Annotated in this window: 14 protein-coding genes; 4 read left to right on the top strand and 10 right to left on the bottom strand. The window is 64.0% G+C overall.

Annotated features, from left to right (window positions below):
• Positions 1 to 32: 32 nt before the first annotated feature.
• Entirely contained in the window at positions 33 to 197 is a 165-nt protein-coding gene (locus ACZY1F_RS17685; RefSeq protein WP_463943478.1) for a hypothetical protein, read from the top strand.
• Between the two features lie 238 nt (positions 198 to 435).
• On the top strand, positions 436 to 1,185 hold the full coding sequence (locus tag ACZY1F_RS17690) for an EamA family transporter (protein WP_463943480.1): 750 nt from the start codon (positions 436 to 438) through the stop codon (positions 1,183 to 1,185).
• Between the two features lie 1,030 nt (positions 1,186 to 2,215).
• On the opposite strand, the gene ACZY1F_RS17695 is transcribed toward ACZY1F_RS17690, so the two are convergent.
• A complete protein-coding gene (locus ACZY1F_RS17695; RefSeq protein ID WP_463943482.1) occupies positions 2,216 to 3,316 on the bottom strand; it encodes an ATP-binding protein in 1,101 nt (366 codons plus the stop codon).
• A gap of 191 nt (positions 3,317 to 3,507) precedes the next feature.
• A complete protein-coding gene (locus ACZY1F_RS17700) occupies positions 3,508 to 3,810 on the bottom strand; it encodes a DUF4193 domain-containing protein (RefSeq protein ID WP_463943484.1) in 303 nt (100 codons plus the stop codon).
• Between the two features lie 141 nt (positions 3,811 to 3,951).
• On the opposite strand from ACZY1F_RS17700, the gene ACZY1F_RS17705 reads away from it, so the two are divergent.
• Positions 3,952 to 4,638 (top strand): hypothetical protein, encoded by a 687-nt coding sequence (locus ACZY1F_RS17705; protein ID WP_463943485.1) that lies wholly within the window; start codon positions 3,952 to 3,954, stop codon positions 4,636 to 4,638.
• A 119-nt stretch (positions 4,639 to 4,757) separates the two neighbouring features.
• Here the strand turns inward: ACZY1F_RS17705 and ACZY1F_RS17710 are convergent, their stop codons facing one another.
• On the bottom strand, positions 4,758 to 4,970 hold the full coding sequence (locus ACZY1F_RS17710) for a hypothetical protein (protein WP_131135530.1): 213 nt from the start codon (positions 4,968 to 4,970) through the stop codon (positions 4,758 to 4,760).
• Positions 4,971 to 5,038: 68 nt separating this feature from the next.
• Entirely contained in the window at positions 5,039 to 9,655 is a 4,617-nt protein-coding gene (gene mobF / locus ACZY1F_RS17715) for a MobF family relaxase (protein WP_463943487.1), read from the bottom strand.
• Between the two features lie 476 nt (positions 9,656 to 10,131).
• On the opposite strand from mobF, the gene ACZY1F_RS17720 reads away from it, so the two are divergent.
• Positions 10,132 to 10,542 (top strand): hypothetical protein, encoded by a 411-nt coding sequence (locus ACZY1F_RS17720; RefSeq protein ID WP_463943489.1) that lies wholly within the window; start codon positions 10,132 to 10,134, stop codon positions 10,540 to 10,542.
• A 73-nt stretch (positions 10,543 to 10,615) separates the two neighbouring features.
• Here ACZY1F_RS17720 and ACZY1F_RS17725 read toward each other — a convergent pair whose 3' ends face one another.
• The 6 genes from ACZY1F_RS17725 to ACZY1F_RS17750 all read right to left on the bottom strand — a co-directional run bounded on the left by ACZY1F_RS17725 (position 10,616) and on the right by ACZY1F_RS17750 (position 12,919).
• Positions 10,616 to 11,098, bottom strand: coding sequence for a hypothetical protein (locus tag ACZY1F_RS17725; protein WP_463943491.1), 483 nt, complete (start codon positions 11,096 to 11,098; stop codon positions 10,616 to 10,618).
• A gap of 7 nt (positions 11,099 to 11,105) precedes the next feature.
• Positions 11,106 to 11,363, bottom strand: a complete 258-nt coding sequence (locus tag ACZY1F_RS17730; RefSeq protein ID WP_463943492.1) for a chemotaxis protein — start codon at positions 11,361 to 11,363, stop codon at positions 11,106 to 11,108.
• Between the two features lie 9 nt (positions 11,364 to 11,372).
• A complete protein-coding gene (locus ACZY1F_RS17735) occupies positions 11,373 to 11,870 on the bottom strand; it encodes a thermonuclease family protein (RefSeq protein WP_463943494.1) in 498 nt (165 codons plus the stop codon).
• Between the two features lie 121 nt (positions 11,871 to 11,991).
• Positions 11,992 to 12,252 (bottom strand): ParB family protein, encoded by a 261-nt coding sequence (locus ACZY1F_RS17740; protein WP_463943496.1) that lies wholly within the window; start codon positions 12,250 to 12,252, stop codon positions 11,992 to 11,994.
• Positions 12,249 to 12,548, bottom strand: a complete 300-nt coding sequence (locus tag ACZY1F_RS17745) for a hypothetical protein (RefSeq protein WP_463943498.1) — start codon at positions 12,546 to 12,548, stop codon at positions 12,249 to 12,251. The genes ACZY1F_RS17740 and ACZY1F_RS17745 overlap by 4 nt, the downstream gene beginning before the upstream one ends.
• A 62-nt stretch (positions 12,549 to 12,610) precedes the next feature.
• Positions 12,611 to 12,919 carry a hypothetical protein gene (locus tag ACZY1F_RS17750; RefSeq protein WP_463943499.1) on the bottom strand — a complete coding sequence of 103 codons (309 nt, stop codon included), beginning with the start codon at positions 12,917 to 12,919 and terminating at the stop codon, positions 12,611 to 12,613.
• Positions 12,920 to 12,943 lie beyond the last annotated feature (24 nt).

Consider the following 12,943-nt stretch of genomic DNA (forward strand, 5'->3'; position numbering starts at 1 on the left):
CGCGCCAAAGAAGGCCATGAAAGGAAACCCGAATGGACAACAGTCAGGAATGGATCGAAAGCAACGTCGGCAGAACCCGCTACATGTGCCAAGACCTGAAACGAAAGCAGACTATCAATGGGTGGTTGGTAGGGATCCTCGGCGTTATCGCCCCAATGGAAACCACCTATGCTTCGTTGCAGTCTTCCGGATGGTGAGAATGCAAAGGCCTGGCACATTCCGAAAACCAGTGCTGCTGTGGTCGCTTCGAGGTCGCGTGCATGGAGGGGCTGTCCGATCCGTAGGGAACTCCTTATGACTAAACCTACAAACGTTCCGATCCCGCCGTGGGCTTTGTGTGTCACCGCGATGTTCTTGTTTCAGTTTGGTTCCGCCCTGTCTACAGGTCTGATTGCCACTCTCGGGCCAGTGGGAACCGCATGGCTACGACTTAGCATGGGTGCTCTTATTCTGCTCGTGGTGGGGCGTCCCCCTTTGAGATCCCTACGCTTCCGTGACGCCCCGGCACTGCTTGGCTTGGGAATCGCGACGGGGTTCATGTCGGTGACATTCCTCGCTGCTCTGGAACGAATCCCGCTGGGGACAGCGGTTGCGGTTGGATTTCTCGGCCCCCTCAGCGTTGTCGCAGTCCGGGGGCGGGGCGCCCGCTCGTTGATCCTGCCTGCAATTGCACTGGCGGGCGTTCTCCTGCTTACCGAACCTTGGACGGGAAACGTCGACATGGTTGGCGTGGGACTTGCTGCCCTTTGCGGTGTGGGATGGGCTGTCTACATTATGCTGACCCAACTGGTCGGCGATCGCTTCAGCGGAATCGGCGCCCTCTCCCTGACAGTCCCGATCGCTGCCGCAGTCGTGGCGCCTTTCGGACTGCAACAGGCCCTCGGGCACATCACCTGGGAGATCATAGCCATTGCCGCTGGCCTGGCCGTTCTGGTGCCCGTACTGCCTTTCATCTGTGAGATGTTAGCCCTGCGCCGGATGACACACACGGCCTTCGGGACACTCGCGGCACTAGACCCTGCCATTGGCCTGATGCTGGGCGCCCTCGTACTGCGCCAGTATCCGTCGATCCCGCAACTTCTGGGCCTCCTTCTCGTCGTCTTCGCAGGAGCAGCAGCACAGCGCGCAGGAGGCCGACAGCCAGTCGGGCCTAGCCCCGATTCTCAACTCAACCTCGCTAACTAGCCCCTGGCTGGAGCGGTGGCCACAACTACGGGACCCGCGCCGGACAGTAATCCCCGCTTCTTGGAACTCGGATGCGCCGAAGCAGGTACAAAAAATAGATCAGCTAGCCCAACTGTCAGCGGAGGCTTTTGTTGAGCTGGACGGGTTCCGCCGATTCACTCCGTGTACCCCTCTGGCTCGGCCTATTGCCATGAACAAGCGTCGTGCCAATCATGAAAGACGCACATAGAAACGAGCTAGCCCACAAAACGGTATCAGCGTCCCCCAACTCATAGTCCACCTCCCAGCAAATGCATGAAGGCCAGGAGATTTTTTCAGGCAGCGGTCAGTTGGAGAACAAAAAGCGGAAGGCACAGGAAGTTCCAGTGGACAGAAACGAAAAATGCACGCAAACTCGGATCGAAAGGAACCGCTATATGCACCGGGACCAGAAGCGCCGCCAACTTCTCGAAGGGTGGTCCATAGGCCTCCTTGGGGTTATTTCCCTACTTGGCCTGACCTACGCTTCCCTGGAGTATTCCGGATGGTGACCTGGTCGTGGCTCTGAACACGGATGCAGACCGGCCTGCTCAAGATTTTTGGAATACGGCCACTTATGTAGCCGGACTCGTTGAGTCCGAACTCTAGCCCCCGGCCGGGCAGTTCATCCATATAGGGCACACCCCAACTGGACGTCAGGCAGCCGGTTCAAACATCGTCAGAATAGGGTCCTACAAGGGTTCCTGCATATCCCTGAGTAGACAGTCTCAGATTCAAATCTGACAGAAGACTTGGGCCGCCGGCAACGAGGGCCGTATCCTTGAGCTTTGGGCGCCTGCCTATGCGGCCTCGGTGGGACCCGGAAACCGTCACATTGGCGAAGCTCCAGTCAAATAGCGGTTGACCGGAGCTTCGGTACATTATGCGTATGTGAACCTTGGAGTTCCCTGTAAATGGTAGGTGCGTGGCTCATTTTTGACCGCGCCGGCGGCCTCGTTGAACCAGTTGTTATGAAGCACCCCGGCCACTAGTGGCCGGACAAGCGGGGCTTCTACTGCTGTGCAGGGCGCGATGTCAGGTACTCACGTAGTCCTGGGATTGCGAAGTCCACAAGTCCGTGGCCTGCAGGTTCTATGAGCCCGGCGTCCAGGAGTCGGGTTCGGTAGTTTCCCACAGCGTTGGGACGCATTCCGGTCCTTTTGCCGATGTCTGTGGTGGACGAAGGAGCCGAGTCTTCGGCCATGGCCTGGAGGAAGTCGCGGTCTCTGCCGGATGTTGTTGAGAGTGCAGCTTCGATGACCACGCGTTCGTTTCGGCGGCGGGCGGCCGCGACTGCCCGGTCCACTGCTGCGGCATCCAGGATTCCAAGGCCGCTCTCTGCTTCCTGCCAGAGGTAGTAGCCGACCAGTTGGATCAGAAAAGGGTAGCCGCCGGTGCCTTCGGCTGCGCTTCTGGCCAGTTCGGGGCTGAGAGTCTTACCTGCCCCTTCAAATGTTTCGGTGAAGGAGCGTTCGACTTCAGCGATCGAGGCTGCGTGGAGGTCGATCCGGTCTGCTCTGCGCAAGAACGTGGCGACCCCTTCATTTAGCAGGTCGGAGACTGCGGCCGGCAATCCGGCAAAGATGAGTCCGATGGGCAGCCCGTCTCGGATGAAGTGCTGCACGTCGGCCGCGAGTTGGGACAATTCCCTGCGATCAGCGGCATGGATCTCGTTAACGGTGATGACCAGGCCGGTGCCGCGCTGTGCCAGCAGCCGGAGAAGCTGCGCACCACGGACACGCCAGTCAACCTGTTCTTCAGGAGCGAGCTGGGTCGTGACGGCGAAGCCGGCAACTGACAGCGCGGTGACCCGCCGGCCGGTGGGTCCGTCGCCCAGTTCATTGGTCAGCCGTCGCATTGCTTCGCCAATGCGGCCCAGGAATCCTCCGGTAGCTGTCTCGGAGATTACCGCCCAGCCGCTTGCTATGGCGAGGTCTTCGGCGGCGCCCAGCATGACGGTCTTGCCGATACCCCGGGCTCCCGTGAAGATGGTTAAGAGACCTGGGGCGCCCGAACCGAGACGTAGGCCGTATGCGAACTCGTCCAGCACTCCCCCACGGCCGACCAGGTCGGGCGGAGTCGCCCCTGCTGTCGGGCGAAACGGGTTTTCCATGAGCGCTCCTGTGAATATCCATGAATCCTGTGAACCTTGTGAATCTCACGGTATCAGGTTGGTTGCTGCGCCCGAGGCCGTGCGTCCGGTCCGCCCGGCGCCGACCCTCGGTGCACCTGCGTGGGGGCACCGTCGCCGACGTTCTCAATTGTCCAGACACTGTCTGGACAATGCAGGACTCGATAGAGCGGTTAGCCTTCGCACTCGATGCAGTATGAGTGGCCGTTGGCTTCGCGTGCGAGTTGGGACCGGTGCCGGACGAGGAAACAGGAGTAGCAGGTGAACTCGTCCGCGGCCTGAGGAATGACCTGAACTATGAGTTCCTCGGCGACGATCTCTCCACCAGGAGTCAGGCCCTCATCGAGGGCGTCGGCTTCGTCGAGTTCGGTGACGACGCTGCGGGCATCCGGGGCATTCGCAGACTGCAATGCCTCCAGGGAACGGTCCTGTGATTCCTTGACATCGGAACGGACTTCGTCGTAATCGGTTGCCACTTTGGGTGATTCTCATTTCTGACGTTTCTGCGCGGTTCTTCTGACGAGACTGCAACGTACACCAATGCACCGTTGTTCCCATGTCAATGGGACTGGAGAGCCCCGGGACAGGGTCGCCCTGGGAATGCCTAAACTTTGGTCATGAGGGTTTCAAAAACGGATTCCATCGCTGGGCTGCCGGCCGGGTTGGCCCGGGCCATTGCCCGCAAGTTCCGGGGCCGGGAAGGGGTCGCCGAAGTCGCCGCCGACCTGCTGGACGGCACGGGATTCGAACTCGGGGCAGTCGTTGCGGGCTTGGAAGCTGCCGGGTATCTGGAGAAGGTCCGGGTCGATAACGACGGGGACGTGTGGTGGGACACGACCATCCAGGGCATTGCCTTGGCGATGGCAAGTTTCGGAAAGCCGATCAGCAGAAAAACAGCAGACCGGCTCGTTACCGGGTTACTGGAACGTGCGCGGGACTACAACGCGGACCCGGGAAATCCAGTGTTTATCAATACGCTCAGGGTCTTCGGAAGCTATCTCAACCCGGAGATTGACCCCTTGGGGGACGTCGACATCGAGCTCACCTACGGTCGGCGGATCACCGACCAGAAGGCGCTGGCGGATTACACCAGAGCCAGCGGCCGGTCGTTTAACACGTACGTTGATCAGTTGCTGTGGCCGCAGACTGAACTCGTCCTGCACCTGAAGAAGCGGTCAGCGTTCATTAACATCACCCTTGAAGACATTTCCAGGCTGACCGACCGCTTCGAAACGATCTACAGCATCGATGCAGACCCGCAGGCCGTCCGCCCGCCGGCCGACAGCGCCCTCATCGGAAGGTAGAGGGACTCGGGGAATTTACTACGCCAGTTCGTCGCAACGTACGTGCTGACCCGTCAGGGCTGTAATGGTCCAAAGTACTTTGGACTATTGCAGGGTGGGCTCTACGAATCAGGTGCTGGCTACTCGCCCGGGTCGTGTCCGAGGACCCGGAGCAGGTCGCCGGTGATCATCCGTAACTCTTCGAATCCGTGTTGGTAGAACAGCGGGGTCATGTGGGTCAGGGGCGTGTTGTCCAGTTCGGCCAGCAGCCGCAGGGCCTCTGCTATGACGTCCTGATCGCTCCCCCGGTCTGCGTCCTGCTGACGATCTGCCTCTTCGTGCCCTCGCGTCATGTCATCCTCCCTCGGGGTCAGTTATTCCGGGCCGACCGCAGGCCGGTGCCGTCGAACGGGTCTGCGCCCTACAGGGTGGGGCCGCGGCGTCCCTGGTCCGGGCCGGCGGCGGGTCCGCGGCGGGCTGCCTTCCGTTTGGCTTCTTCCGCGGCCTGGTCTTCCTGGGCCTTGCGGATGTTGGCCAGCTTCTCGGCGAAGCCGCTGCCGGCGGCGGGCGGCTGGTGTTGTGCCGCGGCCAGCCGTTCGGCCCATGACGTCCTGGCGTCCGCGCCGGCAGTCTCGCCGGTGGAGCGCTCCTCTGCCCGGCGTGCGGCAATGTCTTTCAGTGCTTCGGTGACGGCTTCCGGGGTCTGTTCCGGCGCCGGTGCACCCGGGCGGCCGTCCAGGTTCTCGCGGACCTTCCGCGCGGTACCGGCGACGTGTTCGGCGCGTTCCTGCCCGGGGGTCAGGGAGACGTCCTGGGAGCGTTCCTCACGCAGGACGTCGACGACGCGTTCTGCGGGCGTCGGTTCGGTGGCCACGGTGGCCTGGACCTCGGCGGCTTCGGCCATGAGTTTCGCGTCGTCGGCCGAGAGTGGTTCCTTCTTGGTCTGGGCGGAGTATTTGTGCATGGCGGTGACGCGTACGGCCAGCTCGGCACCGGTCCCCTTGCCGGTGTATTCGGCGGGCAGGACGGCCGTTTCCGTGTCGGGGATCCGGTAGGTGTCGCGGAAGGTTTTGACCTCCACGGCCAGGTCCCGCCATTGCTGCTGCCTGGCGGTGTCGGAGGGGACCGGTCCGAGGGCTTGTGCCCAGGCCGGGGGTTCGGCGGCCAGCTGGGATCCGAGGCGGTTAACCTCTAGGGCCATGACCTCGCGGCGTTCTGCGAGTTCTTTGCGCCACAGGACCGGGGTGTCCTGGTGGGTGATGACGTCAGCCGGGGCCATCCATGCCGGCAGCCCGTCCTGGGCGGGGGCGGTGGGCACGGGTTCGGGGAGGCGGCGGCGGAGCATCTGCTCGGCCTCGATCCGGCGGAAAATCTGCTCGGCGGCACGGACCCGGGGAGCGTTCTTGTCGCGGGTGTAGTTGGTGACCGCGCCGCGTTCGTAGGCTTCATCCGCCCGCACGGGCTCAGGCATCAGCTCCCGCAACGCTTTCTCCTTTTGCAGCGATCCGGTGAGCCAGCGGGCTTTCGCCGCCTTGGCGGGATCGTTGATCGTGTCGTCGGTGCGGAGCTGTTCGTTGGCCCGGGTGATCCGTGAATCCAGGTCATCGTCGCTGATGTGGCCGTGGAGCCGGGACTGCCACGGGGTTTCCTTGGTCTCGGCCAGCCAGTTCCGGGCCGGGTCCCGCCTGTCCGGTGCCGGGGTGGCCGGGTTCTGGGCTGTGTTGGCCTGGGCGCGCATCAGCTCACCCGTGGCCCGGCGCTGGAGACGTGTCAATGCATCGTCGCTGACTGCTTCCAGGGGCCGGCGGACGGGGGCTTCGGCGAGGGTGCGCCAGTAGTCCAGTTTGTCCTCCACGCGCCAGGCCAGGACGGCCCCTGGGTCCTGGGATTCCTCGAACGGATCCCGGGCGGCGTCGGTGAGGAGGTTGGCGATGTTGAAGCCCTCGTTCTCGGCCTTGCGCAGGTGGGTGGCGATCGCCCCCCACGCGTCGGAGGCGATGAACGGCTCCGCAGCGCCTTCGCCCAAGGTGTTGCGGGCGGTGTTGGCCATCCGCAGTTCGTTGGCCTGGTCGTCAATGTCTTTGTAGATGCTGACCATGTCCGGCAGTGCCCGGGCGGCGGCGCGGGCGGCGTCGATCTGTTCGTGGGCGGTGAGGTTCCCGTCGTGATTCCCCGCCACGCTCCGGAGCACGTCGGCCAGGGTTTCGCCGTCCTGGACCACGCCGTAGAGGTGGTTGAACTCCCGTCCACGGGACGCGGCGACGTAGGCCAGGGAGCGGGAGAGGCCGGAGCCGATGAGGGCGTGGGTTGTATCGCACGTGAGGCCCTGGGTGCGGTGGATGGTCGCGGCGTAGCCGAGCATCGTGTGCTCCCGCACGTACTCCTTGGGGAGGGTGATCGTTCCGGCGTGCCCCTGGTGCCTGGCGGTCAGGGACCCATCAGCGTGGATCCCGGTCACGGTCCAGACGTCGTTGTTCTTCACGAAGTCCTTGCCGCGGTTCAGGGAGAGCCGGCGGTTGTTCTGCCGGGTCACGATGACATCTCCCGCGCGGGCGGCGAGCCCGTCCCGCAGCGTTGCGGCCGGCCCGTCGGCCAGGGCGCCGGTACCCAGCCGGTATGCCTGGGCACGGGCGTTGAGCTCGGTGACCGTGGCGTTATCGAAGGCCATCATCACCGAATGCTTACCGGCGGCGGTGTCCTTCTCCCAAGCCGTATACACGTGGGAGGTCATCGTTTCGGTATCCCCGCCGACCACGCGGCGGTTCTCCCGGTAGAAGGCCCACGGGTCATCCTCACCAACGGCGGGAGGTTCGCGCAGCGCCAAGGTGGCGGCGGCCTCTGCATGGTTGGGGGTGCCGTCGGCGTTCCGGAACCGGTGCAGGTCCTCCAGGTGCACGGCACCGACGGTGTTCTTCAAGTACCGCAGCGCGCCACCGGAACCGACGGCCGAGAGCTGATTATCGTCCCCCAGCGCGCGGACCACAGCGCCGTGCTGTTCAGCGACGGTGACGACGGCGGCGAACAACTCGGTGCCGACCATGCCGGCCTCGTCGAGGAAGATCACGTCCCCCGGTGCCAGGGCCACCCTATTGGGGTTCTGTGTCTTGTGGCCGAGCACAAAGGAGTCAATGGTGGTTGCATTGGCTCCCAGTTGCTTGCCCATGACTGCTGCTGCGGCAGCCGTGGGGGCGAGGCCGATGACCTTGCCGCCGGCCTCCCTCACCGTGTCGGCAGCGAGCTTCAAGGCAGTGGTCTTACCGGCACCCGCGGGGCCGACACCGACCACCAGGAGCTTGTCACTGCAGGCGAACTCGCCGGCCATGCGCAGCTGCCCGGCATCAAATTCTTTGTCCTGCGTGGCCAGGGCAATCTCAAAAGCGTCCCGAGTCGCGGCGGGTATGACGGTGCGCTGGGCGGCGGTCAGCAACCGGTCTTCACTGTGCAGAACACCGGAGGAGGTGTAGAGGGTGGAGTGGACTTTCCCGTACCGGCTGGCACCGTTCCGCAGCCGCAGGGCGCCAATGTCCGATGCGGGGTTGGTGGCGGTGATGCGGAGTGAGAACTGGTCGATGGCGCGGGCCTTGACCTGTTCGATGAGGTCTTTGGGGATGGGCAGTTCACCGAACTTTGACCCCAGCCGGCGGCGGGTTTCGGCGTCGATGTGGTGTTCTCCCCACACGCCGCGGCTGCGCTCCAGGGTGCTGATGACACCGGCGGCTTCGGTGGCCGGGTCCACCTCGTCAGCGTGGGTCACCAGCGGTTTGCCCTCGCGTTCGGCGGCGTCGCGGGCGTCGTGCCGGTGCGCCCGGGCCTTGGCCACGGCTGCAGGGCCGACGGCCATGCCGGGGACCTGGGCGAACTCATCGGTCCACTCCGTCACGAGGTCAGAGAGTCTGCGGGCGGCCTTCTTCTCCGGTCTCGTGTCGAGGGTGGCCCGCTGGGCGAGGGCGATCATCGCCTTGGTGTTGGGGGCGTAGCCGTGGTCCGCGGTGAACTGCTGCACCAGCTGATCCAGGACCGGTTTGATGTCACCTGAGCGGGAGGACCCGGCTTCGATGGCGGCGAGGTTCACCCCGGCGATCTCGATCACGGGCCGGTCCCCGGAGACTTTGCGTGTCGTCACTCCGACGCCCAGGCGGGTGCAGACCTTCTCCATGACGGTCCGGTTGTAGTGCTCGGATGCGGCGACGTTGAACTGGTACAGCAGGCGTCCGTCGAGGCTGGACCACTTCCCGTCAGCGCCCATGACCTTGTTCGACACCACGACGTGATCGTGCAGCTGCGGATCCCCGCTGCGGGAGTCATAGTGCCGGAAGGTCGTGTAGACGAGTCCGCCTTCGACGTCTTCCTGCCGGACGCCGTTGCGGCCGCGCCGGGTGAACGTGGCTTCCTTTTCGAGGAAGGCCATCGTCTCTTCGATGGCTTCGTGGTGGGCGGCTTCGATCTGCTTGCGGGCGTCTTCGCCGCCGACAGCCCACAACAGGGATACGGACTTGGCCGGTGCGAATACCAGGTCATAGCCTGCGACGGTCTGGGAGCCTGGTTTGGTCTGGGCGGTGATGAACCTGCCCAGTTCTTCCTTGTCGCCGGGGTTGCGGCCGTTGAGTTCGCGGAAGTATTGGGCGCCTTCTTTGGTCCGGATCAGACGCCTCGCATCCGCGTCAGGCTCACGGTGGTTCATGCGCTGGTAATCGCCGGTGGTGGTGTTGATCCGTGCCTTGAGCTCGTTGTCTTTCTGCGTTGGCTTGCGGTATCGCTGGCCCAGGGCGACCTTCTCGGACGGGTCCGCTGCCAGCTTGGCAGCCGCGTCCGGGTGCAGGCCTTCACCGAACAGGGCAGCCATCTGCGTCTCTGAGACCTCGCCGGTGACGTTCAGGAGTGCGGCACCGCCGCCGCCCCAAAGGCCGGGCGGGTTGCCGTCCACGGTGTAGTAATCCCCCAGTTCACGGTCCTTCGTGCGCAGCTCATCACCACTGGCGACTTCACGGGTGTAGTACGTGTATCCGTCGCCGGCACTGAGCCTGTGCACGGTCATCATCGCCCCAGCCTACCCGCCAAGGGACCTCACTCGTCGATGATGCATGAGGTGTGACAGATTCAGCGTGTGGTTGCCTTTCGACAGGGGAGAAAATCAGAAGGCAATCGCGCTCTGTTGTGGCCATCAAGTCTTTGATGCGGTTCTGCACATGAGAATGGGCGGTGGGTAACATGCTTTTCGTTATCCACCGTGCGTTCGATTGTGTGGAACCGCGACGGATCGGGGTTGTCCACAGGTGGGCAGGTCAGAGACAGGTCTTCTCTCGGAGCCGTCCAGGTGTGGGGAAACGATCCCCGGCCAGCCCCGAGCGAGAGCGAGGTCCGTTCCTGTAGGTTTGTCCACGAGTGGACGAACCGCTGTGTATCAGCCCGAGCGAGAGCGAGGACGGATCCGGCGGCCACGCCGGCCATGGGCGAGTCACGGCGCTAGCCGTTAGGTCTGTTCCATGGAAAGCCCAAGGGGAGGGACCCACGAACATGGCAGCACCACGGAAGTCCGCACAGCAGTTGGCCGCACGCGAGAAGGCACGGGCGAAAGCCCAGGAGCTCACCGCCCGCCACGAAAAACTCATCGACCTCGCCGCCGAATTCTTCGAACAGCAGGAACAGGCCGATCAGGTCCGCGCCGATGCGCAGGCGAAGGCGGACGCGATCATTGCCAAGGCCGAAGAAGACGCCGCGGCGGCCACGTGCAGCGCCGCCGGCACGGTGGCCGCGATGGTCGCCGCCGGCGAACCGAAGTCAGCCGTTGCCTCCCGCCTGGGCGTCTCCGGCGCCGAACTGAAGAAACTGCTCGACCTCGACGCGGCCGAGCAAAGCGAGGCCACCCCCGCTGACGCCGCGGCTGCCCAGGACGAGGAAACGCCCTCGACGGCTCAGGCGGCCTAAGCACCACCGCACGCAATGATGGTCCCCGGCAGTTCCTACTTCCGGGGACCATCTGCGTCTTGGGTGCCGCGTCCTAGAAGAGTGTGGGGGCGTCCGGGTCCGCCCCGGTGAGCAGTGCCCGGATCCTTTCCTCACGGTCCCAGCCGTGGGCTCGGACTTCATCGCGCAGCAGGCGGGACCGGTCAGCGAAGAGAGTGCGGGAGAGCCCGCGCCAGCGGAACATCGTTCCGTTGGAGTCCCGGCCCTTGGCCAGACGGTCGGCCATGTTCTCCCGGTTCGTTCCGGGAACCAGATGCGTGTCCGCGCCGGTCGTGGCCCGGACGCAGATCGGCACATCGCATGAATGCATCAGATCCCCGAAGGAATCCAGCGGCAGCCCGTGCACCAGATGGAACGCGAAGCGATGCGGGCGTACCGCCCGGGTGCGTCCATCAGCGTTCAAGGTAAAGCGGCCATACCCATCGTCAGAGACGGCCGCTGTGTAGAGCCAGCAATCACCCGGGCGCGGGCCTTTGCTGACCTTGGCCCAGAACCGTTCTGCCGGGGCGGGACTCATCGGGCACTCACCAACTGCGCCAGCGCAGCTCGAGCTTGTTGGCTGCAAAGAAGAAGCCGGCCATGAACAGGAAGCCGGGAATGGCTTGGGTGAAGCCCTGGCCGATCCAGAAACCAAGCGCGGAGAGCAGGGCGATCACGCCGGCGGCTTTGCAGAGGAAGATCAGGATGCCTTGGCCGGCTTGGACCGGGTGGGTGAGCGCGTAGATGATCCAGCCCGCCAGGGCCACAGCCGCGAAAGCTGCGAGGAAGATAAAGATGAACATGGTCCGGTCCTAACGGTCGTGTGCGAGTGGTGGCGGGCAGGCCCACAAGCCCAGCGCTTTGGCCCTGGCTTTATCCGCGGCCGTTTCAAAGGTGCGGCTCATGGCGTAGTCCTTGCCGTAACCGGTGGCCTCACCATGGCCGAGTTCCACGATGGACTGGTTGACGAGGGCACCGTCAGCGGTCCAGGCGTAGGCCAGCAGGCGGTCGTACTTGTCCCGTTCTCCCTGGGCCGGATCCGCGGACAGGAACACCTGGCCGCCGTCGAGCTGCGAATGCAGGAAGTCCGATGCTTCGAGACCCCCGCACTCCACCGGGGAATCCTCTTTCACGGTCTCGGGGGTGTTCACGCCCACCAGGCGGACTCGGGTGGAGGTCCCGTTGCAGCTGATCCGGATGGTGTCACCGTCCACCACGCTCTCCACCAGGTACGGGCCGCCGACATCGTGGGTAAGAGCCGAAGGCTTGAGCGCCGTGCCGGTCGGTTCGCATCGAACCGCCGTGGGCACTTCCTCGGCCTTGATGGTGAGAGTTCGTTGTTGTACGGATTGCAGCCCGTCAGCAACGAGGCGACGGCCGCCGCTGCGGCTGCAAGCGTTCCGACGTGCCGGCGACGTTTGCGGCGGGTGTTCACGCTCGGTCCTCACTGGCGGCGGTTTCGGCGCGGGTTCGCCGGCCCGGACGCATCGACCCGGCAGGCACGCCGGCCCACTTGCGGCCGCCGTTGTGTTTGCGCTGCAGCCGCTTTAATTCCCGCATCGTCGCGGCCACCACCAAATCAGAGAGCGAGGCGTAACCCTCCACCGTGCCGACGGCTTGGAACGCTGCGCGTACCTGGTCAGCCTGGTCTTGCGTGAAGTACGGGGTGATGTGCGACGTCGGCTTAGTCATGAGCCGCCATGATCTTTTTCTTCGGCATCTTCGAGGCTTCCGAGGCGTTGGGACAGCTGGTCTGCGTGGATCTCCCTGAGCATTGCCCGGTTGCCCACGAGGTATTCCTCCGCCTCGGGGGTATCCCCTGGCAGGAGGGACGAAGCCGCGTAGAAGCGGGCTTCCGGCCCTTCGACCGGGTTATCGAGGCGGTGCAGGCTATAAGCAATGGCGCGCAGCTCGGGATCCTGTCCGAACCGGGCAGGAACGTTGTGCCGGTCCAGGACGGTGGTGATGACGGGTTCGTTGGCGGTCATGATGCTGCCTCGATCCGGGTAGTGGTGTGTTTCATGAGGGTATGGAGAAATACGGATTGGAATCAGCCCAAGACGAACCGGAACATTTCTCTGGTGAACAGAACCATGCCCACCGCGATGGCTATTGCCCCCACCGCCTCGAGGATCCAGCCGAAATGCTTCACTGCCGGCTTCCGAGTCGTCTTCCACCGTGAGATCAGGGCCAGTCCGAAGTTTGCCAACGCCGCGCCCAAGAGACAGGTGGCGGCCCCTGGGCTCAGAAAACCCATGGGAATGAAAACGCACAGCAACACTGCACCCCGGAGCAGGTACCTCCTGCCTTCGTCCTTGGATTCCCTTGGCTGGTGCTGGGTGTCTTGCAATGTCATCACGAGGTTCTCCTTTCGGATTTGAGG

The organism is Pseudarthrobacter xylosi, assembly GCF_055412765.1.